Consider the following 26,116-nt stretch of genomic DNA (forward strand, 5'->3'; position numbering starts at 1 on the left):
TGCTTTACCCCTCACTTTTTTTAATAATCGTCAACGCTATTTTTAATAATTACAATTGATTCTATTTGCTTACACGAAGGTCTCGATGAACTTCACAGTTCCTTCTACCTTCAGTTCCTTGGCGGTGGCAGGAATCAACACGGTCTCGCCGGCATTGAGCGAAGTGGTCTGTCCGTTGCAGGTCAGGGTGCCGCTGCCTTTCAGGCCGATAAGGATGACGAATGAATCCAGGTCGGCATAGTCGAGGGTCATCGGCTCGTCTAAATCATAGACGGCGGTAGTGAAGTAAGGGCAGGTGACCACCTGCTGGGGCTCGTTCTTCTGCAGATTGTACTCTGTGCGGTAGTTCTCGAGTACGGTATAGTCGATACTCTCGGCAGCCAGTTCGGTGTGCAGCTCACGATAGTTACCATTCTTGTCACGGCGCTTGAAGTCGTAGATACGATAGGTGACGTCGCTGGTTTGCTGAATCTCGGCCACAAAACAACCTGCGCCAATGGCATGAATACGTCCGGCTGGAATAAAGAACACATCGCCTTCCTTCACCTCATAGCGAGAGAGGGCTTCGGTGATGGTATCGTTCTCCACCATCTGCTTATATTCCTCGGGAGTAATTTTCTGCTTTAAACCGTTATAGAGCTGGGCGCCCTTGTCTGATTCCAAGGCGAACCACATTTCGGTCTTTCCACGCTCCTTACCCTGACGATGAGCAATCTCATCGGTAGGATGCACTTGAATAGAGAGGTCCTGACGGGCATCGATAAACTTGATGAGCAGTGGAAATTCGGTTCCGAAACGTTCAAAATTTGCTTTTCCAACAAGCTGGGCACCATACTCAGCCACCAGGTCATTGAGCTTACGGCCTTTCAGTGAGCCTTCACTCACTACGGTCTCATTGCCGGGAACGCCAGATATTTCCCAGCTCTCGCCAACCTGTTCCATCTGCACATTCAAATGCTTGAAAGCAATAATCTTGTCACCACCCCATATCGTCTGTTTCAGAAGGGGTTCAAACTTTAACAATTCCATTCTTACTACTATTTAATATGAATATATCATTAGTTCTCTTTCCAGAAACTGCGGGTGAAAAGCACCAGTACCGCCAGTATTTCAAGACGGCCTACCAGCATCAGCAGTGCGCACGCCCATTTCATTGCATCGGTCAGATCGGCCCACGACATCACAGGGCCGATATTGGTATCAAGACCTGCTCCGACATTGCTCACCAGACTGAGGGCGATGGTCACCGAGTTGGTTATATCCACTCCTGAGCCATTCACCATCACCGTTACTCCTATCAGCATACCCAGATAGAGCAGCAGCATGGCCAACAACGATACCAATCGACTTTGCGGAACGCTCTGTCCATTCACCTTCACAGGCAGAACGGCATTGGGATGGAGGATATGCCGAATCTCATTGCGCACCACCTTGTACAGCATCAGTCCGCGAATGCATTTGAATCCACCCGTTGTTGAACCGGCACAGGCTCCGATAAACATCAAGCCACCAAGCACAAACCAGGTGATGGGAGGCCACATGCCGGCATTGTCGTTAGACAGGCCAGTGGTGGTCATAAACGATACCACCTGGAACAAGGCCGAACGGAAAGCAGGTTCATAGTTATAGTGCAGTCGGTAAACGAGCATATACATGATGAAGAGTGTGGCCACAGCAATGATGCTCACATAGACACGGAACTCAGAATTACGTACTACCGTCCCTATACGCAGTCGGAAGATAGACATATATAATAAGGTGAAGTTGATACCTGCCAAAAACATAAACAGAATGGACAGATACTCAATGGTGACAGAATTAAAGAATACCGTCGAGCCATTATGGGTAGAGAAACCACCGGTAGCCGTTGTTGTCATGGCATAGTTCAAGGCATCAAACCAGTCCATGCCTGCTGCCCAGAAACTCAATCCGCAGGCTGCTGTGAGCAAGAGGTAGATAGACCATATCCACTTGGCAGTAGTACTCAGTCGGGGGTGCATCTTCGAACGCATAGGGCCTGTTGCCTCGGCAGCAAACACCTTTACGCTACCACCTACCAATGAAGGCAACAGGGCGATGGTGAAGAATACGATTCCCAAACCGCCTATCCACTGCATCAGTGAGCGCCAGAACAGAATGCCATGAGGCAGCCGTTCCACATCATCAATAGTAGTAACGCCCGTAGTGGTGAAACCAGACATGGTTTCGAAGAAGGCTTCCGAGAGGTTGGTCAATGAACCGTGAATAAGAAATGGCAGCATACCGAACACGCTGAACACCAGCCATGTGGCTGTTACCACCACATAGGCATCGCGGCGCGACAGACTGTTCTCTGCCGACCGGCCTTGTAACAGGAAAAGGAAAGCGGAGCTGAACGTGATAAGGGCCGACATGACGAAAGCCATCACATCGTCCTCATGATGGCACAACGCCATTATCAGGCACCAAGTCATGAAGAATGCCTCGATAAACAGCAATGAGCCAAGAATCTTTAATATGATACGCCAGTTTACCATCTTTATTTAGAAAAAAGTACTATAGGCACTATAGGTACTATAGGTACTATAGCCACTATAGCCACTATAGAAAAACCCCTAAAACAGTCCTTGCTTCTTGAAAAACTTTTCTATTTTGCCCAACTGATGCTCGTGACAGAACACCATCACCGAGTCACCAGGCTGAATCTGTGTCATACCACTTACCAACTGGCCTTCGCCGTTGCGCACCAGACCACCGATGGTTACGCCGAAAGGAAGTCCAAGGTCTTTCACCACTTTCTTTGTAACGCGCGATCCTTCGGCAGCCACGAACTCGGCCACATCACTATCCACCATCATCAGCGAACGCAGATTGCGCACGTCGGCTTTCATCATCATCTGGAAGATATGGCTGGCAGCGATGGTCTTCTTATTGATAATAGTACCGATATCCAATCCTTCTGCCATGCTCACATAGTCAAGGTTCTCGACCATAGCGATCGTCTTGCGAACCCCCTGTTTCTTAGCAGTCAGACAGGCAAGGATGTTTGTTTCGGCATTGTCGGTCAGCGCCACAAAAGCCTGAGTATGCTTGATGCCTTCTTCCTGAAGCAAAGCCAGATCACGGCCATCACCATGAATCACCATTGTGTCGGTATCGGCCAACAACTGGTTTAACCGCTCACAACGGTCGGCATCGTGCTCAATAATTTTCAGGTTCATATATTCAGGCAACGTAAGTGCAGCACGCACGGCCGTCTTACTACCGCCCATGATGATGACATTCTGTACATCGTCATAGTGCTCTTTGCCAACAATCTTACGGATATAGGGTATATACTCGGCGGTGGTCATGAAATAAGCCAAGTCGTAGGCATGGAGTTCGTCAATACCACTGGGAATAATGGTATCATCGCCACGACGGATAGCCACGATATGGTAGGGATCATTCGGTCCGCAGAGGTCTTTCAGCGGTTGGTTCAGAATGGTGGCCGATTCACGCAGTTTCACGCCCAACAGTACGAGGGCACCATCATGAACATCCCAGCGCTGGCGTACCCATGATAGTTTCAGACCATTGATGATATCTGAAGCAGCCAACACTTCGGGATAGATAAGAGAATCGACGCCAAGATTCTTAAAGAACTGCTGGTTAGACTGCAACAGATACTCATAATTATCAATACGAGCCACTGTCTTCTTCGCACCTAACTGATGGGCCAGACTACAAGCAATTATATTAGTACTCTCTTCAGGAGTGACGCCTACAAACAAGTCGGCCGAACCTACACCGGCATCTTTTAAAGTCTTGATACTGGTGGGCGAGGCATTCAGAGCCATGATATCATAGTTGGAATCGATGCTTCCAAGACGTTTCTCGTCGGCATCAATCAACACACAGTCATGTTTCTCGGTAGAGAGAAGTCTCGACAAATGAGTTCCAACGGCTCCGGCTCCGGCTATAACGATTTTCATGAATAGAGACTTTAGAATTCAGAATTAAGTATTTCCTTGCGGATACTGTCAACATCCAACCCCACGATTTTCAGCAGTTCGTTGACTGTACCATGTTCCACGAATTCGTCTGGCAAGCCCATACGAACCACCTGTGGCTGATAACCGTGATCGCTCATCCATTCCAGTACGGCCGAACCCAGTCCGCCATTACGAACTCCATTCTCTACGGTAATAATCTTACGGAACTTGCGTCCAACCTCGTGAAGGATATTCTCGTCGAGCGGTTTCAGGAAGCGCATGTCATAATGGGCTGCTTTCGTTCCTTCAGCGGCCAGTCCGGCATTATTGCCCACTGGTCCGATAGACAGTACGGCCACGCCCTCGCCGTCTTTCATTTTGCGTCCGGTTCCCACTTCCATTTTCTCGAGCGGACAACGCCAGTCAGAAAGGACGCCACAGCCACGCGGATAACGAATGACAAAGGGTCCCATATCGGGCAGCTGGGCCGTGTACATCATACGACGCAATTCATGCTCGTCCATTGGTGAGCAAATAGTGAGATTAGGAATAGGCCGCAAACTGGCTAAGTCAAAAGCACCATGATGCGTTGGTCCGTCCTCGCCTACTAGTCCGGCACGGTCCAGACAGAGTACTACGGGCAGTCGGAGGATCGCCACATCATGAATAATATTATCGTACGCGCGTTGCGCGAAAGCGCTATAGATATTACAGAAAGGCAGCAAGCCGTCTTTTGCCATACCGGCTGAGAAAGTGACAGCATGACCTTCGGCAATACCCACGTCAAACGTGCGTTCGGGCATCGCCTGCATCATAATGTTCATGGAACAACCTGTAGGCATGGCCGGTGTAACGCCTACTATACGTGGATTCTGCTTGGCCAGTTCTAAGAGTGTTTCACCGAAAACGTCCTGGAATTTAGCCGGTTTACCCTTGGTGTCGCTCTTAATCAGTTCGCCTGTATTGGGATCGAAGCGTCCTGGCGCATGCCATATCGGGGTATAATCCTCGGCAGGAGCGAATCCGTGTCCTTTCTTTGTATGCAGATGCAGCAGTTTTGGTCCTTTCATATCCTTCAGTTGTCGAAGAATACGTACCAGTTCTTTCACATCGTGACCGCCGAAAGGACCGAAATAGCGGATATTCATACCTTCAAAGATATTCTGCTGATGCGAAATGGCACTCTTGATGGCATTGGTCAAACGGATAAGACCTTTACGGCGGTCTTCCTTCAACAATCCCTTTGAGCTCAGCCATTGCGATACTTTGAAGCGTACACAGTTATAGGTTTCGTTGGTGTTCAGTCCCAACAGATATTGTTTCATGCCACCCACCGACAGGTCGATAGACATGTTATTGTCGTTCAGAATGATCAGCATGTCGTTCGGACTCGACGACACGTTGTTCAGTCCCTCAAAAGCCAGTCCGCCACTCATGGCACCATCGCCGATGACGGCCACCACCTTGCGTGGAGAGGATGAAGATTTCTGAAAGTTGGCGGCTACTGCCATACCAAGAGCAGCCGAGATACTATTTGAAGCATGACCACATACGAACGAGTCGTACTCGCTTTCCTCTGGAGAAGGGAAAGGCTTGATGCCATGCAACTTACGATTTGTTTTGAATTGTTCGCGACGACCAGTCAGTATCTTATGTCCATAAGCCTGATGGCCCACATCCCATACGATGCGGTCTTCAGGAGTATTGAATACATAATGGAGTGCTACCGTCAGTTCCACCACGCCCAGGCTGGAGGCCAGATGGCCCGGATTCACCGACAGTTCTTCTACAATGTCCTGTCGCAACTCGTCACAGAGTTGTGGCAACTGATCTACCGTAAGTTTTCTTAGGTCTGCAGGAAAGTTTATGCTACTGAGAAGTTCTTGATTATTTGCTTCCACAATCGGTCAATCTTAGTTCTGACAAAACGATCATACCCTACCCACATCCTTAGATGTTTGGCAGGGCAGTCCCTTCTGGGGCAATGGCATAGAGTGTCATATCGAAAATCAGTGTACTATAGGCGGGGAGTCCAGTCTGACTGGCAGCTCCATAGCCCAAAGCATAGGGGATATATACACGCCATGTATCGCCGCGATGCATGTGCAGCAATGCTGTGGTAAATCCTAATACCGTGCCCGACACTTTGAAACGGGCCGTAGCATTCGTTTTCACGTTGTAGTCGCCATAAACAGTGCCGTCAAAGATTTTTCCGTCGGAACTGTTGGCCACTTCAGTCGATATGATACGTCCCTGATAGCTCACCCTCACCGAGTCGTTGAACAGGGGTCTCACCGTGTCGGTAGTCTCAAAACCGGTAGGAATCACCTTCACATAGATATAATCGGTATTCTTTCCGGGTATTGAGTCGGCACTCTTTGAGAAGCACTTGATTTTCTTCCAAGTACCTGAGCCATTGGCGAGCGAGTCTTCCAAGGTGGCAAAGAACTGGTCGTTGCGTTCCTGCCAGTTGGCATACTGATCCACCTCGCCTGTATCCTCAGTGCATGACGACAGGCCGAGAAGGCCCATCGTCATTACAGTGAGAAATATGATGAAATGATTTTTCATTTACTGGAGTTTTTTCAACAAAGAAGCGATGCTCACCTTATCCTCAATGATTGAAGCCAGGTCGCTGATCTTCACACGTTCCTGCTCCATGGTATCGCGGAAACGCAGGGTTACGCAACCATCGTTCAGGGTATCGTGGTCAACGGTCACGCAGTAAGGAGTACCGATAGCATCCTGACGGCGATAGCGCTTTCCGATAGAGTCCTTCTCATCGTACTGGCAGTTGAAGTGGAACTTCAGGTCGTTGATAATCTCGCGTGCCTTCTCGGGCAGTCCGTCTTTCTTCACCAGAGGCATCACAGCCAGCTTCACAGGAGCCAGTGCTGCGGGCAACTTCAGTACTACGCGGGTTTCGCCGTTCTCCAGTTTCTCCTCGCAGTATGAGTGACACATGATAGAAAGGAACATACGGTCAACACCGATAGAGGTCTCGATAACGTAAGGCACATAGCTCTCATTGGTCTGAGGATCGAAGTACTTGATGCTCTTGCCAGAGAACTTCTCGTGCTGAGAAAGGTCGAAGTTGGTACGTGAGTGGATACCCTCCACCTCTTTGAATCCGAATGGCATCTTAAACTCGATATCGGTAGCGGCGTTGGCATAGTGAGCCAGTTTGTCGTGGTCATGGAAACGGTAGTTCTCTGCACCGAAGCCCAGAGCCAGGTGCCACTTCATACGAGTTTCCTTCCACTTGGGGAACCACTCCAGTTCTGTGCCGGGAGCTACGAAGAACTGCATTTCCATCTGTTCGAACTCACGCATACGGAAGATGAACTGACGAGCTACAATCTCGTTACGGAAAGCCTTACCAATCTGAGCGATACCGAAAGGAATCTTCATACGACCGGTCTTCTGTACGTTCAAATAGTTCACGAAGATACCCTGAGCAGTCTCAGGACGCAGATAAACCTTCATTGAGCCATCGGCACTGGCACCCATCTCGGTAGAGAACATCAGGTTGAACTGACGTACGTCGGTCCAGTTCTTAGTACCGCTGATAGGATCAACGATTTCCTCGTCGAGGATAATCTGCTTCAGTGCCTCAAGGTCGGGACCCTGCATAGCAGCAGCATAGCGGGCGTGCAGAGCGTCGCGTTTCTCCTTAGCTTCCTTCACGCGCTCGCTGGTCTCCATATATTTTTCTTCATCGAAAGAGTCGCCAAAGCGCTTGCGGGCTTTCTCCACCTCTTTCTGAATTTTCTCGTCATACTTGGCTATCTGATCCTCGATGAGTACATCGGCGCGATAGCGTTTCTTGCTGTCACGGTTGTCAATAAGGGGATCGTTAAAAGCATCCACGTGACCAGAGGCCTTCCAGATGGTGGGGTGCATAAAGATAGCAGAGTCGATACCTACGATATTCTCATGCAGCAGGACCATTGACTTCCACCAATACTGCTTGATATTGTTTTTCAACTCTACGCCGTTCTGTCCATAGTCATAAACGGCGCCCAGTCCGTCATAGATATCGCTTGAAGGGAACACGAAACCGTACTCTTTGCAATGCGATACGATTTTCTTAAAAACGTCTTCTTGTGCCATAATAATAATGTGTAAATTTCGAAATTTGCGTGCAAAGGTAAGAAAAAAAGTGAAGAGTGAAGCGTATAGCGTAAAGAATTTGCTGCTACGTAACTCTTTTTCACTCTTTATTCTTCAATTTCCGGATATACTTTATCTTTGCACCGAGTGTTTCCCACTCCGCCTGAAGTGAATCGCGATGGGCGCGCAACTGGTTCAGTTTGAGCACTTCAGGCGAGTTATCTTTCAATTTCGTACTGTTTGCCATCACCCATTCGTGTTGGCGGTCGTGTTCGGCCTTAGTGGCTTCAAGAGCACTATCCACCCAGGCAAGCCGCTGCTGAGCCTCGGCCAGTGCAGAATCCTGTTTCTGTACAAGGGCAGCCTTACGCTGCTCAATCTCGGCGCGACGCGACTTATCGGTACAACCGACTGTGAGACACACAACTATCAACAAAATAGCTGTTTTTATGCAATAAATACTCTTCATGCTATATCCCTTTCCGTATAGTTAATCAAATTGCTATTGACTGCAAAAGTACTAAAAAAAAACTCAGAACCAACGAGCGATCATCAGAAGGTCACCAAAAATGAGCCGCCGATGGTAAAGTAGTGCACATCCTTTTTCTTCTTGAACTGATAGGGATCGAGGTTTGTGCCTGCTGCATGATAAACCGATTCAAGATTGGGGGTGGCAAGCTTCATAAAGCGATAGGGGTCGTAAGTCAGCGTGAACTCCTTGCGAGAGTAATCATAGTCAACATATACTCTCCACGAGAAGTTTGATTTGTACTTATAGGTCAGCGACAGACCTGTGCCATAATTGGTTGAATTATTGCCGCCCATTGTCAGATAGTCCCATTCCTGTTCGTAATCCTTGTTTGCCGACTCAAATTTCTGAACAAACAGCATAGGGCCGTTCTCAACATCCAGTGGCACTGTAGTACCTTCAATAGGAACTCCCAAAGAAATACCGGTAGGCTCCGGAAGTCCTTCAGCCAGTGTCATCAGATATCCCACGTTTTTGACATCGCCTTTATAGACAGCATTGATATCCAGTTCCTGAGTCATCGTTCTACCAATCAGCAGTTTACTGCCCAGAGCGAACCTTTCACCTAAAGGTACATTGAAATACAATCCCACACTGGCCGAGAATTCTGTCAGGTGGTCGCTCTCCACAGTATATTCCTCGTCAGTACAAACATTTTGCAGTTCTTTCTTAATATCATCAGTCGGTATGAGAGAATAGCTGTCTATCACATTCAAGATCTCATTGCTAATCTTCACCCGGTCTTCTCGTGCACGACCGATGAAGTCGCTCCACGACTTAGCGGTCATGGCACGCACACGCAAACGTCCGCCCACACCCACATATTTATTGAAGAAATAAGCGCCCTCGGCATCCACCACAGAAGCGGTATGGAAATCTACGCCGAAATTAATGCCGTCGCTAAAATCTTCAGCATCCTCTGCATAGGTGATATCCTCGACTCCGAAATTCAAACTCTTCAGTCCGAAGCCCATACCCATGCCAATACTGAAGAAGGAAGGTTTATCACTGAACCTTTCATGGTCGTTGCGCAGCAATCCTCTGTCCTTGAACAGTGCGTCGCCAACAAAATAGCCCAACTCTGTTGACATGATACCGATACCGGCACCTGACAGCACATCACTGATCCAGTGACGGTTGTTCAGAATACGCATCACGCCTGTTGCCGTTGCAACGCTATAGCCAGCTACCGAATACCACGGTGAACGGGTCAGTCCATATTCTTTATGCAGAATAGTAGCGCCCACAAACGAGGTGGCCGTATGTCCTGAAGGCCATGAGTTGCGCGTACTTCCATCGGGGCGCATCTCGCTGGCGGTGTATTTGATGCCATTCACAAAAGCAGCCATGAAAGCATACGATGCCAGCGAACTGGTAACCAGTCGCGGCCAGTCGCTACGACCTTCCACGCCGCCCACTTTCAATCCAACCGTCATCAACGGTCCGAAGAACTGGGTGTAGTCATCTATGCGCGTTTTGAAATTCGTCATCAGACTGGCTTTGGTCCGGGAGTCTTGCTTAAAATTGTTTTTCTCTCCCTTGATAACAACACCGGCCAAGAACACCGGCACACCCACAAAGGTCACATCATCAAGAAAGCTATAAGGCTTCACGCCTGGATTGGTTTTCGACTTGAAGAAATCGAAATCCATCTTTGCTTCGGGCCTTGCCGAAACAGACTGAGAGGGTAAGTCAAAAGTACGCTGCTCATAATAAGTAAGAGGCTGATGGATAGCGTAGTTCAGTTCAGGTTTCATTTCGGGAACCTCCAGCTTCATGGCGTCCATGTTGCGCCAACTGTCGGCAGTAGCAATGGCCGACACTATAACGCCTACCAATGCAAGAAATAATCTCTTTTTCATTTTAGCAGATATTTTCAGGTTACTATCTGGGCACAAAGTTACTAAAAATATTTAAATTGGCCGTAACACGCTACTCTTTTTTTGTACCTTTGCACCCAAATTAAAAAAATATGAAACTATATTCCGACGAAGAACTTGCAGAAATTCTCGACAAACCGGTATTTCATCTTATTGGCGAATCGGCCGACCACCTGGGCCTTGAATGCTATGTGGTAGGCGGTTTTGTACGCGATATTTTCCTGGAGCGTCCCAGCAACGACATCGATGTGGTTGTTGTGGGCAGCGGTATCGAACTAGCCAAGGAAGTGAAGCGCCGTCTGGGCAGAAAGGCCCACCTCAGCGTGTTCAAGAACTTCGGAACAGCACAAGTGAAGTTAAGTGGAGAGTCTTTTTCAAGTGTAGAGTGTAGAGTGGATAGTGGAGAGTTTGCTACCGCTCCGCAGGACAGTTCAAGGAATAGTGAAGAGTTAAAAACGAAGAGTGAAAAAACTGCAGCGGTAGCCGCTCGGCCTTTGGACGCTTGCACGGCAAGAAACTCTACACTCTCCACTCTCCACTCTACACTCCCTTCTGCAGCGGTAGCAAACTCTCCACTCTCCACTCTACACTCTACACTAAAAGAGCTCGAGTTCGTCGGTGCCCGTCGTGAAAGCTATAGTCATGATTCGCGAAAGCCTATTGTGGAGGACGGCACTCTGGAGGATGACCAGAACCGTCGCGACTTCACCATCAACGCTATGGCTATCTGTCTAAACAAGAACCGTTTCGGCGAACTTGTCGATCCCTTCAACGGACTGGCCGACCTTGAGGATGGCATCATCGCTACACCACTCGAACCTGGCATCACCTTCAGCGACGACCCACTGCGCATGATGCGCTGCATCCGTTTTGCCACCCAACTGAATTTCCAGATAGAAGACGAGACTTTCGAAGCCCTGCAGCGCATGGCCGACCGCATCAAGATTGTAAGCGGCGAGCGCATCGAAGTGGAACTGAACAAAATCATCATGGCCCCCCACCCCAGTATCGGCTTTGAATACTTGCAACGCTCCGGACTGTTACAGATCATTCTGCCCGAGCTGTCGGCACTCGACATTGTAGAACAGAAAAACGGACGCGCTCACAAAAACAACTTCTACCACACACTGGAAGTGCTGGAGAACGTTGTTTCAAATGAAGAATTAAGAATGAAGAATGAAGAATTTGCTACCGCTCCGCAGGACAACTCACAGGAAAGTCTCAATGGAAAAAATGCAGCGGTAGCAAATTCTTCATTCTTCATTCTTAATTCTTCACTTGAAAAAGACTCTACACTTTATCTCCGCTGGGCCGCCCTACTCCATGACATTGGAAAGACCAAGACCAAGCGTTGGGACCCTGCCATCGGCTGGACTTTCCACAATCATAACTATGTGGGTGCCAAGATGGTAGCTCAGATATTCCGTAGGCTGAAACTGCCTTTGGGAGCAGAGATGAGGTATGTGCAGAAACTGGTAGATATGCACATGCGTCCACAGGTTATTGCCGACAACGAAGTGACCGATTCGGCCGTACGCCGACTGCTGAACGATGCCGGCGACGACATCGACGACCTGATGTGCCTCTGCGAAGCCGACATCACTTCAAAGAACGAGGTAAAGAAAAAGATGTTTCTCGAAAATTTCCGAATGGTGCGCGAGAAACTTACCGACCTGAAGGAAAAAGACTACAAGCGTTTGTTACAGCCAGTTATCGACGGCAACGAAATCATGGAACTGTTCCATCTGAAACCTTCACGCGAAGTGGGCACTTTGAAACAAACACTCAAAGATGCCGTACTCGACAACAAGGTTGAGAACGAACGCGAACCCCTCATGCAGCTTCTCATGCAAAAAGCCCGTGAAATGGGGCTTGTGCAATAACACTTTTTCTATATTCCAATTGTTATTCAATTGCATTGCAATTATTATTCAGTTGCAACGCAATTACCATTCAGTTGTAATACAATTGTTATTCAGTTGCAATACAATTGTTATTCAGTTGCAGTGCAATTGAATAACAGTTGCGATATAGCATAATTATCATTACAAAATAGCTGCTTTTTTGTTCTTTTTGCTTATTCATAATAATACAAGAATATGCAAAAATACCAACATTTTTATAATAAATTCTACATTTTTGTTTCAAATTCCAATCAAAAAGTGCGTTTTTTTGCCGTTTTTTCAGATAATTATCAAGAAAAGCGTAAAAAAATGCAAAATATTAGCAACATTTTTTGTGTCAATAAAATAGTATGTTTAATTTTGCAAACCGAAAGAAAAAGGCAAACAATATTTACTATTTGTTCGTTGATATACGGAAACGGTTAGCGATTCGTCAAAAAAGACTTCAGCACTCGCTCCAAATCTCACGGACAACCATTTAGGATAACAAGAAATAGAACACCTTATATTATTAATTATAATTACACAAAAACAAGAGAGAGAGTTTATGGAAAAAAGACTATCAATGCTTTTGGTAAGTCTCTTCCTTTTAGTAGGAGGAGCACTAGCCCAAACAAGAGTCAATGGTACCGTAGTGTCTCAAGAAGACGGCCAAGCTGTGATTGGAGCATCCGTCTTTATTATTGGCACCAATCTAGGTACAGTCACTGACGCTAATGGTAAGTTCACCATTGTTCTGCCAAATGACAAGAACAAGATTCGTGTATCTTACGTTGGCATGGTAACCCAAACCTTAACGGCTAAAAACGGAATTACCGTACGCCTTGCCTCAGACGCCACTTCACTGGATGAAGTTGTGGTAACTGCTTTAGGTATTACACGTCAGGAGCGCACGCTTGGTTATGCAGCTACCACGCTGAAAACCGATGACTTAACCGAAGCGCACAACACCAACGTGACAAATGCTCTGGCTGGTAAGGTAGCCGGTGTTAGCGTACAGTCAACATCGGGCGACCCCGGACAGGCTACATCTGTTGTAATCCGCGGTTTCAGCTCTATCAACGGTTCTAACCAGCCGCTGTATGTCGTTGACGGCGTGCCCTTGCAGAACACTACATTTAATGGTGAGGCAGGCAACCTGAACACAGGTATGGGCTTTTCTAATACATTAGGTGGTATTTCTAACATCAACCCCAACGATATTGAGTCGATGACAGTACTGAAGGGTGCTGCCGCTACAGCTTTGTACGGTAGCCGTGCTGCCAATGGCGCTATTATCATCACAACCAAGACCGGTAAGAAGGGCGAGAGCCGTAACTTCACCATCAACTACGAGGGTAACGTAACAGCCCGCAACATAGCCAACCTGCCTGAGTTCCAAAACAAATGGGGTCAGGGTTGGAATGGTGGACAGACATTCATCGAGAACGGTTCTTGGGGTCCAGCCCTCGATGGTTCACAGCAGGTGTTCGGTCCTATCTGGAACAACCAGCAGATGATTCACGAGTACAGCGCTGCCGAAGACAACATCAAAGATTTCTTCGACACAGGTATTTCTACCAGCCACAGTATCTCTCTGAGCGGTGTATCTGCCGATAACAAGGCAACTTACTACCTGAGCTACTCTTATACCAAGGACGACGGTATCATGCCTACCGATGCAGACTCTTACAAGCGTAATACAATTGCTACTCGTGGAAGTTTTGAAGCTACCGACTGGTTGAAGCTTTCATCTTCAGTCAACTTCGCTACCTCTAGCACCAACACTGTAGGTAACTTCCAGGGCACCTCAGTAATTGATGGTCTGTATGAGTTCCCCCGCGATCTCTCATTGGTTGACCACAAAGACCTCTCAAGTGCTTTCAACACTCCTGAGGCTTGGTTGACTCCTTACGGAATCACCAACCCCTACTGGGCACTGGAAAACAACTTCAACCAGAACAACAGCAAACAGATAAACGGTAAGATTCAGGCCGATATCACTCCGCTGGATCAGCTGACCCTGTCTTATCGTTTCGGCTTTGACTATACAGACTATGACCTCAAGGTGGGCGAGCCCGAAATTGCACTCGATGACGCTCTGATCACCGACGATATGGGTTATGCTCCCTCTAACATGAACCAGGCTGGTGCTATCTACAACCGCTACCTGCGCAAGTATGAGCTGAACCACGACTTCCTGGCAAACTGGAGCGACAAATACTTCAATCAGAAGCTCGATGTTAATGCCAATGCTGGTGTGAACATCAACGAACGCTATCAGACTTATATGGATGGTATGGTAACCAATCTCGCCATCTACAACGGTTATTGGAACCTGAACAACGGTTCGAACAAGCAGGAGCTTCTCGACCGTCAGTCAAAGCGCCGTCTGGTTGGTCTATTCGGTGACGTAACATTTGGTTGGGACGAAATGCTCTACCTTGAGCTGACAGCCCGTAACGACTGGTCGTCAACACTCCCCGAAGACAAGAACAGCTATTTCTACTCTGGCGTAACTGGTAGCTGGATTTTCACCAAGCTGTTACCCAAGAACAAGATTCTCGACTTCGGTAAACTGCGTCTGGCTTATGGTAAGACTGGTAACGATGCCGATCCCTATAGCACTCTTGCTACCTTCACTCAGGCTTACGCCAATGGTTATTATGGCTCAGACATCATCAAGTTCCCATTCAATGGCGTTGGCGCTTTCCAGAACTCATCTTCTATCGGCAGTACTTCACTGAAGCCCGAGATGACCACTGAGTTTGAGGTAGGTCTGAACATGCAGTTCTTTGACAACCGCTTCGGTTTCGATGCAGCTTTCTACAACCGTGTAACCAGCGACCAGATTTTCTCACTGCCCACCGATCCTGCTACCGGATATTACTACAAGGTGATGAACGTAGGTGAGGTTCGCAACCGCGGTATCGAGTTACTGATCAACACTACCCCAATCCGCACCAAGAACTGGCGCTGGGATCTGAGCTTCAACTTCGCAAAGAACTGGAACAAAGTGCTCGAGATGCCTGAAACACTCGATCGCATTGAGATCAACCGTTTCTCTGCCGGCAACGATGCCGTCTATATGTACGCTGAAAAGGGAAAGCCCGTAGGTACACTCTACACCTACCTGCCCACCTACACTCCTGACGGCAAACTGATTGTGGGTAAGGACGGTCAGCCCGTGCTCACTTCAGATGTACAGGATACTGGCAAGACCACCAACTATGACTGGACCGGTGGTATCAACACTTCTATCACTTTCCAGAACCTGACATTGAGTGCTTCACTCGATATCCGTAAGGGTGGCTACATGTTCTCTCGCACAAAGAACCTGATGCAGTTCACCGGTAACGGTACAATCTCTACCTACAACGATCGTAATCCGTTCATCATCCCCAACTCGGCTGTTGTAACTGCTACTGACGCCAATGGTAATCCTACCGCTTGGGAGGATAACAATACACCTATCTACTTGGGTGACGGCAGCTATCAGACCTACTTCAACGACTATGGCTACGGCCAGGGTGGTGAGGCTTACCTCATTGACCGTTCATTCGTAAAACTGCGCAACGTTAACCTGACATGGAACCTGCCTAAGAAATGGGCCAGCAGCATCTACCTGACCAACGTAGCTGTGTCTGTGTTCTGTAACAATGTGTTTGTATGGACTGCAAAGGACAATTACTACATCGATCCTGAGGTCAGCTCTTGGGGCAGTGAGCTCGACGGCCAGTTCGGCGAACTCTACTCTAATCCTACCTGCCGCACATACGGTGCCAGTCTTAATGTGAAATTCTAAGAAAAGGAGGAAACAAAACATGAAGAAACTAGCATTAATCGCAACAATAGCATTCGGGATGGCCGCCACGTCGTGCGACAGCTATATGGACATCAACGAAAATCCCAATTCACCCACAAAGTCTGACCTTTCGGCCGACATGATTCTGCCTGCTGCAGAAATGAACATTGCCTCAAGCTATGGCAACTTCCTGCGCACCGTAGGTGGTTACTATGCACAGCACTATGTTCAGTCATACGGTACGAGCAACTATCTGGACTTCTCACAGTTCACAATGTCTGCTACTCGTTCTGAGGGCACATGGACACAGATTTACCAGCGCGGTCTGCAGAACCTGAAGACTGTCGATGAAATGGCTACCGAGTCAGAAGATTGGGGTACCCACCTTGCAGTAACTGTACTGCGTGCATTTGCTTTCCAGACTCTGGTTGACTGCTACGACGCAGTTCCTTATACTGAGGCACTCGACCTCGACATCGTTACACCTAAGTTTGACGAAGGACAGGTTGTTTATGACGGCATCATCGCAGAACTGGACGAAGCTCTGGCAAAAGTGACTGGTTTGGAAACAGTAAGCAAGAACTTCCTGTACAGCTCAGCTGAAGACTGGATTAAGTTTGCCAACGCACTCAAACTGCGCATTCTGATGCGTGAAAGCGGTGTGAAGGACGTTACTGCCCAGCTGGATGCTCTGGTAGCTGCCAACAACTTCCCCACTGAAGATGTACAGTATGCCGGCATCTGGAGCAATGTTTCTGGTCAGGCTAACCCCTACTATCAGGAAGAATTTGCTTCATACTTCGGTTCAACACAGGTAAACGTTGTGGCCAACATTGCCATCATCGGTACCATGCAGCAGAAGGATGCTGCTGGTGATGTGGTATATGAAGATCCTCGTTTAGCTAAGTTCTTCGAGAAGAACAGTGCTGGTGTGTTCACCGGTGGTATTTCAGGTACAAACTTTTCTACCTCAAGCACCTATAAAGCAGCTTATTGGTGCCGTCCTGTAATGGCTTACGACACCCCACTTGACCTGATCACCGTATTCGAGACTGAGTTCTTCTTGTCAGAATACTACGCTAAGAAGGGTGACGCTGCTAATGCTAAGACTCACTACGAGGCTGCTATTCAGGCTTCATTCGACAAAGCTGGCGTAAACGGTGCTGCTGCCTGCATCGCCCGTTTCCCCTATGACCAGTCGAAATATCAGGAAGTTATCGGTATTGCCAAATGGGTGGCTCTGGCCGGTGTGAACAACTTCGAGGCATGGTGTGAGATGCGCCGTTTGGACTATCCCGCATTCGGTACTGTTAGCGGTCTCGACATGTACAACAAGCAGGACGACAGCAGCTACAAGCCCGAACTCTATGCTCCTGGAACACTCTATACTCCTATCGACGTGTTCAACGAGGTAGGCGACAACAAGTTGTTGGAGCGTTTCCCCTTGCCCGGCGTATCTACTTCACGCAATACCAATGCGCCTAAGTACGACGAGAACAACAAGTTCAGTTATACAAAGCCCGTATTCTGGGGTAAATAATAGTAACACATATTAAACAGAAGACTTTTATGAAAACAAGAATCATATCAATTCTGACGCTGATGGCTGCCGTATTCACACTGAGCAGCTGCAGCGACGATTCAACCGATGGTCTCACTCGTATTACTTACTATGCGATACTCGAGTTGAATGGCGACGAGGCAATGACTGTTCCCGTTGGAACAACATTCAATGATCCCGGTTGTAAAGCACTTATGAAAGGTGAGGATGTTTCAGATCAGGTCATAGTTACAGGTACTGTAGATACTAACACACCTGACTTCTACACAATCGACTATCTGGTTGTCAACAAAGATGGTTTCAAGGCTAGTACCTCACGAACAGTAGCTGTTGTTGATCCAAACAACTTCGCAAGTCCCTATTTCAGTGCTTGCCAATACGGATCACGTCAATATAGCAATCTGCCCGTTAAAATCACTGACAACGGCGATGGCACCTATACTATCGACGACTTGGCTGGCGGTTTCTACGTATATGGCCGCTATCCCGGATATCCATACGATTTCTCCTATGAGGCCAAACTCAAACTCAATGCTGACAACACAGTGTCACTCGTAGAAGAAGGCGACGGATCAGAATGGTACTGGGAAATTCCACTTACCATCACATCAGGCAAATACGATGCCGCAAATGGTAAAATTGAGCTGCTAATCAATTTCGATGGCGACCCATTAACAGTAACTTTAACAAAGTAGTTTAGAGCTATATGAAAAAATCATTATATCTTGCAGCACTGCTGCTCACAACAGTTTTCGCTTCTTGTGAAAAAGACGAGATCGGCGGAACAGCTACAGAGTCAATGGCCGGACAGTGGTACATCACTGTTGATGCTGTAGATGAAAATGGCAAAACAATAACTTCTGGCGAGGATTACTTCGGCTATGGAAAAGTACAGATTCTGACTTACAACACTGTAGCTAACACAGCTGACTCTATGTGGGTGTCAAGCAACGGAAATTTTGATTTGGCTAGTGACTACGGTGTTCCAAGTTATCCTAACTATGCTTTCAGAGTAAAGGTTGGCATCAACCAAGGCAACTTAACATTCAGCTCTGACAAAGCTGAGAATGCTGATGGTGACTACCCTGTAACCATTACTGAAGGCAAGATTTTGAAAAATGCCGGTCATCAGAACAATGGTTCAGCTGCCGACAGCATCGTATTCTTCATCAGCTATGAAGGCGATCCCTGGTATCCGGCCGACGGCTATGCCAAGTATAAAGTGAGCGGTGTTCGCTACTCTGGTCTTGTTGAGAACGACTAAACCTTTATTACACATAATATCAGACCGGGCGTCATCATGATGGCGCCCGGTTATATATTTATAGATAAAGCACATATTATTTTAAAAACTATCATCTTTCACGAACAAATCTATTAAAAATATGTAAAAAAGGAAGTGTCAACGTACACCATATTTATCTATTTCGTATCTTTGCAATCCGAAAACTCACAAGCCAATAAAAAGTTTTCGGAACATTATTAGAATTTATATATAAATTTAGAAGGAAAAAATAGTATGAAGATTAACAAAATCATGTTGGTTGCGGCTTGCGCTGCCACTCTTGTTTCGTGTGGTAATGGCGGTGGACGCCCCAACTTTGGAGACAATGAGTTTCCCGTTGCAGAAGTAGGCACTTCAAACGCTGCCATGCAGCAGACGTATCCTGCAACAATCAAAGGTATTCAGGATGTACAGATCAGCCCGAAACTGGGTGGTTTCATCACAAAGATTTATGTAAAGGAAGGTCAGGTAGTAAGTGCCGGACAAACGCTGTTTGAGATTGACAATGTGACCTATCAGGCACAGGTGCGTCAGGCACAGGCTGCAGTGAACACCGCAAAGACACAGGTTAAGACTGCCGAACTGACTTACAATAACTCCAAGAAACTTTTCGACAACAAGGTGATTGGCGACTATGAGATGCAGACTGCCCAGAACACCTACGAACAGGCTAAGGCCGGACTGGCTCAGGCTGAAGCAGCACTGGCAAACGCTAAGGAGGCTTTGAGCTTCTGCTTTGTAAAGAGTCCTGCCGCTGGTGTAGTTGGTACGCTGCCTTTCAAAGTGGGCGCACTGGTGGGTGCACAGAATGTGCTGACCACCGTGAGCGACAACTCAACCATGGAGGTTTATTTCTCTGTGAACGAAAAGGTGGCTCTTGAGATGTCGAAGACCGAAGGCGGTCAGAGCGCTGCCTTGGATTCTCTGCCCGCTGTTAAACTGCAGTTGGCCGACGGCACTATCTACGCCCATGAGGGTAAGGTGACAAAGATGAGCGGTGTGATCGATCAGGCCACTGGCTCTATCCAGATGATTGCCGTATTCCCCAACCCTGAGAAATTACTGAAGAGCGGTGGTTCTGGCAATATCGTGATTCCACGCGATCACAGCAACGTGATTGTGATTCCTCAGAGCTGCGTGATGGAGGTACAGAACAAGATGTTCGTTTACACCATGAACGACAGCAACAAGGTACAATATACCGAGATTACTGTTGACCCACAGAACGATGGCAACACTTATGTAGTGAGAAGCGGTTTGAAAGTCGGCGACAAGTTCGTTACCAACGGTATCACCAAGCTGACCGACGGCATGGAGATTGTACCCATCACTACCGAACGCTATCAGCAGAAAATCGATGAGCAGGCTAAGGCTATGAGCGCTGGCGACATTGTGAACGCAATGAAGAAGTAAGGAGGACAAACAAATGACATTTACAACATTTATCAAGCGCCCGGTACTCTCGACGGTAATTTCTATCCTCCTGGTACTGCTGGGCTTCATCGGACTCTTCACACTGCCTATTGAGCAGTACCCCGATATCGCACCGCCTACAGTGGTCGTCTTTACCAGTTATCCTGGTGCTGACGCCGAGACGGTGAAGAACTCTGTGATTACACCGCTCGAAGAGAGTATCAACGGTGTGGAAGGCATGGACTATATCTCATCTACCGCTTCATCAGGCTCAGCACAGATTTCTATTCTGTTCCGTCAGGGCATGAACGCAGATATGTGTGCCGTGAACGTGCAGAACCGTGTCAGCCAGGCTCAGGCCCTGCTGCCCGCCGAGGTGACACAGATCGGTGTGACGGTGATGAAGCGTCAGACCTCACAGGTTATCATGTACACACTGACCAGTGACGGCCGCTACGACGATGAGTTCCTGACCAACTACTCTAACATTAACATCGTGCCTGCCATCAAGCGTATTGAGGGTGTGGGCGATGTGCAGAGCCCTGGTCTGAAAACCTATTCAATGCGTATCTGGCTGAAGCCCGACGTGATGAAACAGTACAACCTGATGCCTACCGACATCACTGGTGTACTGGCAGAACAGAACATCGAGGCTGCTCCTGGTACTTTCGGTGAGCAGAGCAATGTGGCCTATGAATATGCCATGCGCTATACCGGTCGTTTCAAGACTGCTGAAGAGTTCGGTAACATCATCATTTCGAGCGATGCCAACGGCAACACTCTGAAACTGAAGGATGTGGCAAAGATTGAACTCGGAGGTCAGCAATATACCGTATCGATGAGAAACAACAACATTCCTTCGGTACTGGGTATGGTACAGCAGATTGCCGGTTCAAACGCCAACGAGATAGCCAAGAACGTGAAAAGAGAACTGGAAGAGCAGGCGAAGCTGTTCCCACCGGGCATGACCTACAAGATCAACTATGATGTTACCGAGTTCTTGTATGCCTCTATCGAAGAGGTGGTGTTCACACTGGTGTTCACACTGATTCTGGTGTTCATCGTAATCTATGTGTTCCTGCAAGACTGGCGCTCAACACTGATTCCTCTGATTGCCGTACCTGTATCACTTATCGGTACGTTCTTCTTCCTCGAAGTGTTTGGCTTCTCTATCAACCTGCTGACGCTATCGGCCTTGCTGCTGGCTATTGCCATTGTAGTGGACGATGCCATAGTGGTGGTTGAAGCCGTTCACGCCAAACTGGACCAAGGATACAAATCTACGCTGGTAGCTTCTATCGATGCCATGAACGAGATTTCGGGTGCCATCATCTCTATCACCCTTGTGATGGCTTCGGTGTTCATCCCTGTATCGTTCATCGGTGGTACATCTGGTACGTTCTATCGTGAGTTCGGTGTGACCATGGCCGTATCTATCTTCATTTCGGCACTGAACGCATTGACACTTTCACCTGCTCTCTGTGCTATCTTCCTGAAAGCGCACGATGAGAACGGACATGAAAAGAAGATGTCAATGATTGACCGTTTCCACGCCTCGTTCAACACTGCCTACGACAAAGTGCTGGGCAAGTATAAAGGTGCTATTGAAAAACTGGTGCGCAAGCCTATCGCCATCGGCATTGCTGTCATCGCTGGTATCGCTGTGCTGGCTGTTTCTATGGCTACTACAAAGACAGGTCTGGTGCCTGATGAGGATACTGGTACCATCTTCTGTACCATCTCTATGCCTCCTTCAACGTCAGTGGCCCGCACCCGTCAGATTATCGATGAGGTAGATAAGATCTTAGCTGCCGACCCTGCCGTTCAGAGCCGTGAGCAGATTCAGGGTTATAACTTCATTGCTGGTGCCGGTTCCGACCAGGCTACGTTTATCATCAAACTGAAGCCGTTCTCAGAGCGTCAGAAAGGATTCTTCTGGAAGCTCGCAGGACTGTGGGAAGGCGATGGTATCTTCCGTTTCTTCCTTAATCCATACGAGTCAAATGGTGTGCTGGCGCAGATCTACCTGAAGACAGCCCATATCAAGGATGCACAGATTCTGGCCTTCGCTCCGCCTATGATTCCCGGTTTCTCTGCCAACAGTGGTGTATCATTGGTGATGCAGGACCGTACCGGTGGCGACCTGACCAAGTTCTTCGGCATTGTGAAAGACTATCTGGCCGAGCTGAACAAGCGTCCTGAGATTCAGATGGCTATGACCTCATACAACCCGAACTACCCACAGTACATGATTCATGTAGATGTGGCTAAGTGTAAGCAGAGCGGTATCTCACCCAAACTGGTGCTGAACACCCTGCAGGGCTACTATGGCGGTCTGTATGCTTCAAACTTCAACGCCTACGGTAAGCTGTATCGTGTGATGGTGCAGGGCGATCCCTCTACCCGCATGACGCCTGAGTCACTGAAGAGTGTATATGTTCGCACTCCTAAAGGAATGTCACCTGTTGAGGAGTTCTGTCGTATGGAGCGTGTTTATGGACCTTCTAACATCAACCGCTTCAACCTGTTCACCTCTATCAACGTGACAGCAACTGTGGCCGACGGCTATTCTACCGGTGAAGCCATTAAAGCTGTAGAGGAAGTAGCTGCCGACATACTGCCCACAGGCTACACCTATGATTATAGTGGTCTGACACGTAGTGAGGCTGCATCAAGCAACTCTACCGCACTGATCTTCGTACTTTGCTTCATCTTCATCTATCTGATCCTGTCAGCACAGTACGAGTCATATATCCTGCCATTGGCCGTAGTACTCTCAGTACCGTTCGGTCTGGGTGGTGCCTTCCTGTTCACCAATCTGTTTGGCCACTCCAACGATATCTACATGCAGATCTCGCTCATCATGCTGATCGGTCTGTTGGCTAAGAACGCCATTCTGATTGTACAGTTCGCATTGGAGCGCCGCCACACAGGTATGGCCATCTCATGGTCGGCTGTGCTGGGTGCCGCTGCCCGTCTGCGTCCTATCTTGATGACGTCACTGGCCATGGTTATCGGTTTGCTGCCAATGATGTTCGCATCGGGTGTAGGTAAGAACGGTAACCAGACACTGGGTGCAGCAGCAGTAGGCGGTATGCTCATCGGTACACTGTTACAGGTACTGGTGGTTCCCACACTATTCACCATCTTCCAGTCGCTGCAGGAGCGTATCTCGCCCATGAAGTTTGAAGGCGATGAGGAAAATCCTGATGTGACCACAGAGTTGCTGCAATATGCCAACCGCCCAGTAGATTATGAATTAGAGAAATAAGAGAAGACTCTCCCCATTCCCCTCCCTGCGAGAGAGGGGAATGGATAGTATAATTAAATGAAGATAAAGATGAATAATATATTAAGGAAAAAGACATCTAATTCCCTCCTCTCGAGAGGAGTATGGGGATTGGTTCTTGGTTGTCTTTTGCTGAGCAGCTGCGGACTCTACAACAAATATGACCGTCCTGAAGAGGTGAACACCAAGGGATTGATTCGCGACATCGTGAGTGATGGCGACACCCTTCAGGTGAACAGCGACGAGAATTTCGGTAATCTTCCCTGGCGCGAAGTATTCACTGACCCTCAATTGCAGGGCCTTATCGAGAAAGCACTGGAGAACAATACCGACCTGCGCAATGCTGCACTGAACGTAAAGATGATGCAGTCAATGCTCACGGTATCGAAACTGGCTTTCCTTCCCTCAATAGCAATTGCTCCTCAAGGAACCATCAGCCGTGTGCAGATGGATGGTGCTTCAACAACGAAGACCTACCAGTTGCCAATTGCAGCCTCATGGAATATTGACCTCTTCGGCAATCTGCTGTCCATGAAGCGTTCTGCTCAGGCACAGCTGCTGGCCACAAAAGACTATCAGGTGGTGGTGAAGACCAATATCATCTGTGGTGTGGCCAATCTCTACTATACGCTGATGATGCTCGACGAACAGCTGGACATTCTCAACAATATGGAGAACCTGACGAAAGAGACCTGGGACATGATGAAACTGCAGATGGAACTGGGCCGTGCCCGTTCTACCAGTGTTCAGAGTGCCGAGGCCAGCTACTACAGCGTACAGGCTTCAAAGGCCAGCATAAAACAGCAGATTCGCGAGATGGAGAACTCTATGTCACTGCTGCTCAACGAGGCTGGTCACCAGATTGAACGTGGTAAGTTCTACAATCAGTCTCTGCCCAGCAACTTTGCTACGGGTGTAGGCATTCAGTTGCTCTCTAACCGTGCCGATGTGCACGCTGCCGAGATGGCACTGGCGCAGTGCTTCTACGACACGCAGACAGCACGCTCACGCTTCTATCCCAACATCACTATCACTGGCAACGCCATGTTCACCAACTCACTGGGCTCAGCCATCGTGAACCCCGGTAAGTGGATTCTCTCAGCTGTCGGCTCACTCACCCAGCCCATCTTCCAGCACGGACAGATTGTGGCTGGACTGAAAGTAGCCAAGGCTCAGCAGGAGCAGGCACTCAACAACTTCCAACAGGCCATTCTGAAAGCCGGCAATGAAGTGAGCAACGCTTTGGTTGCCTATAACACCTGCGATGAGAAGAGCCAACTGGACGAGAAACAGGTGAAGATCTACGAACAGAACGTGGAGGACACCCGTCAGCTGTACACTTCGAAAGGTAGCAGCTATCTGGAAGTGATCCAGGCACAGAGTGGACTGTTGAATGCACGTATCACTAAGGTGCAGGACGACTTCTCAAAGATGCAGGCTGTTGTAAGCCTGTATCAGGCACTGGGAGGCGGTTCAAAGTAAATTGATAATTGATAATTGAAAATAGATAATTATGGCAAGCGAAATAAGTCCAAAAGCCGAGATTTCACCCAAGGCTAAGATCGGTAACAACTGCAAGATATTCCCCTTCGTCTATATCGAGGACGATGTGGTGATTGGCGACAATTGTATCATCTTCCCCTTCGTGAGCATCCTGAACGGAACACGCATGGGAAACGGCAATAAGATTCATCAGGGTTCGGTGATTGCTGCCCTACCCCAGGATTTTAATTTCCGTGGCGAGAAGTCGGAGTGCATCATAGGCGACAACAATATCATCCGTGAGAACGTGGTCATCAACCGTGCCACCCATACTGGCGGACAGACCGTCATCGGCAACAACAACGTGCTGATGGAAGGCGCCCATATCTCACACGATACGAAGGTGGACAACGACTGCGTGTTCGGTTACGGCACAAAGATTGCCGGAGACTGCGTGATTGGTCATGGTGTAATCTTCTCATCGTCGGTCATCGAGAATGCCGGCACCCGTGTGGGCGATGGAGCTATGATTCAGGCCGGAACAACCTTCTCAAAGGATGTTCCTCCTTATATCGTCTGCAGCAAGCGCTCTGAATATGGTGGTGTGAACTTCACCATGGGCCGTTCGTATGGTGTGGATGAAAAGGTATTGAAGCATATTGCCAATGCCTACCGACTGGTTTACCTGAGCAATACTTCACTCTTTGATGCCATCAAGCAGATTGAAAATCAGGTGCCCGACAGTCCCGAAATTCGCAACATCCTCAAGTTCATGCGCAGCACTACACTGGGCGTAATCGGCAAGAAATAAAACATTATTGTTATTAAATAAAAAGATTGCGGCACTACCTATGTAACGCCGCAATCTTTTTATTTAATAATCAGAAGAAAAAGAAACCTCACATTCCACCTCTCACCTCTTA

The 26,116-nt window shown here is 48.1% G+C and carries 17 protein-coding genes; 9 read left to right on the forward strand and 8 right to left on the reverse strand.

The window, feature by feature from the left end; all coding sequences use genetic code 11:
- Positions 1-69: 69 nt before the first annotated feature.
- The 8 genes from L6475_RS13200 to L6475_RS13235 form a co-directional block, all read right to left on the reverse strand.
- Complete coding sequence (locus L6475_RS13200; protein ID WP_237820790.1) at positions 70-1,029, reverse strand: type I phosphomannose isomerase catalytic subunit; 960 nt, start codon at positions 1,027-1,029, stop codon at positions 70-72.
- A 29-nt stretch (positions 1,030-1,058) separates the two neighbouring features.
- Positions 1,059-2,516, reverse strand: coding sequence for a TrkH family potassium uptake protein (locus L6475_RS13205; protein WP_237820792.1), 1,458 nt, complete (start codon positions 2,514-2,516; stop codon positions 1,059-1,061).
- Positions 2,517-2,594: 78 nt separating this feature from the next.
- The gene (gene trkA / locus L6475_RS13210; RefSeq protein WP_237820794.1) at positions 2,595-3,953 is read right to left on the reverse strand and encodes a Trk system potassium transporter TrkA; all 1,359 of its coding nucleotides are present in this window, start codon (positions 3,951-3,953) and stop codon (positions 2,595-2,597) included.
- A gap of 11 nt (positions 3,954-3,964) precedes the next feature.
- Positions 3,965-5,854, reverse strand: a complete 1,890-nt coding sequence (gene dxs / locus L6475_RS13215) for a 1-deoxy-D-xylulose-5-phosphate synthase (RefSeq protein ID WP_237820796.1) — start codon at positions 5,852-5,854, stop codon at positions 3,965-3,967.
- A gap of 49 nt (positions 5,855-5,903) precedes the next feature.
- Entirely contained in the window at positions 5,904-6,524 is a 621-nt protein-coding gene (locus L6475_RS13220; protein ID WP_237820798.1) for an FKBP-type peptidyl-prolyl cis-trans isomerase, read from the reverse strand.
- A complete protein-coding gene (locus tag L6475_RS13225) occupies positions 6,525-8,066 on the reverse strand; it encodes a glycine--tRNA ligase (protein ID WP_237820800.1) in 1,542 nt (513 codons plus the stop codon).
- A gap of 100 nt (positions 8,067-8,166) precedes the next feature.
- Positions 8,167-8,535 (reverse strand): hypothetical protein, encoded by a 369-nt coding sequence (locus L6475_RS13230; protein WP_237820802.1) that lies wholly within the window; start codon positions 8,533-8,535, stop codon positions 8,167-8,169.
- An 83-nt stretch (positions 8,536-8,618) separates the two neighbouring features.
- The gene (locus L6475_RS13235) at positions 8,619-10,457 is read right to left on the reverse strand and encodes a phosphatase PAP2 family protein (RefSeq protein ID WP_237820804.1); all 1,839 of its coding nucleotides are present in this window, start codon (positions 10,455-10,457) and stop codon (positions 8,619-8,621) included.
- Between the two features lie 110 nt (positions 10,458-10,567).
- Here L6475_RS13235 and L6475_RS13240 point away from each other — a divergent pair, with 110 nt between their 5' ends.
- From L6475_RS13240 to lpxA, 9 genes are all read left to right on the forward strand, one after another.
- Positions 10,568-12,358: a CCA tRNA nucleotidyltransferase gene (locus L6475_RS13240; protein WP_237820806.1), complete on the forward strand. Its 1,791-nt coding sequence runs from the start codon at positions 10,568-10,570 to the stop codon at positions 12,356-12,358.
- 568 nt (positions 12,359-12,926) lie between these two features.
- Positions 12,927-16,163, forward strand: a complete 3,237-nt coding sequence (locus tag L6475_RS13245; protein WP_237820808.1) for a SusC/RagA family TonB-linked outer membrane protein — start codon at positions 12,927-12,929, stop codon at positions 16,161-16,163.
- A 19-nt stretch (positions 16,164-16,182) separates the two neighbouring features.
- Positions 16,183-17,703: a SusD/RagB family nutrient-binding outer membrane lipoprotein gene (locus tag L6475_RS13250; RefSeq protein ID WP_237820810.1), complete on the forward strand. Its 1,521-nt coding sequence runs from the start codon at positions 16,183-16,185 to the stop codon at positions 17,701-17,703.
- Positions 17,704-17,732: 29 nt separating this feature from the next.
- Positions 17,733-18,419, forward strand: coding sequence for a BT_2262 family domain-containing protein (locus tag L6475_RS13255; protein ID WP_237820812.1), 687 nt, complete (start codon positions 17,733-17,735; stop codon positions 18,417-18,419).
- Between the two features lie 11 nt (positions 18,420-18,430).
- Positions 18,431-18,988, forward strand: coding sequence for a lipid-binding protein (locus L6475_RS13260; RefSeq protein WP_237820814.1), 558 nt, complete (start codon positions 18,431-18,433; stop codon positions 18,986-18,988).
- A 255-nt stretch (positions 18,989-19,243) separates the two neighbouring features.
- Entirely contained in the window at positions 19,244-20,422 is a 1,179-nt protein-coding gene (locus tag L6475_RS13265; protein WP_237820816.1) for an efflux RND transporter periplasmic adaptor subunit, read from the forward strand.
- A 13-nt stretch (positions 20,423-20,435) separates the two neighbouring features.
- On the forward strand, positions 20,436-23,693 hold the full coding sequence (locus L6475_RS13270) for an efflux RND transporter permease subunit (protein WP_237820818.1): 3,258 nt from the start codon (positions 20,436-20,438) through the stop codon (positions 23,691-23,693).
- 69 nt (positions 23,694-23,762) lie between these two features.
- The gene (locus tag L6475_RS13275; protein ID WP_237820820.1) at positions 23,763-25,193 is read left to right on the forward strand and encodes an efflux transporter outer membrane subunit; all 1,431 of its coding nucleotides are present in this window, start codon (positions 23,763-23,765) and stop codon (positions 25,191-25,193) included.
- A gap of 31 nt (positions 25,194-25,224) precedes the next feature.
- Positions 25,225-26,004 carry an acyl-ACP--UDP-N-acetylglucosamine O-acyltransferase gene (gene lpxA / locus L6475_RS13280; protein ID WP_237820822.1) on the forward strand — a complete coding sequence of 260 codons (780 nt, stop codon included), beginning with the start codon at positions 25,225-25,227 and terminating at the stop codon, positions 26,002-26,004.
- The last annotated feature ends 112 nt before the right edge of the window (positions 26,005-26,116 follow it).

It is taken from the genome of Prevotella sp. E9-3 (assembly GCF_022024015.1).
Lineage (GTDB): Bacteria > Bacteroidota > Bacteroidia > Bacteroidales > Bacteroidaceae > Prevotella.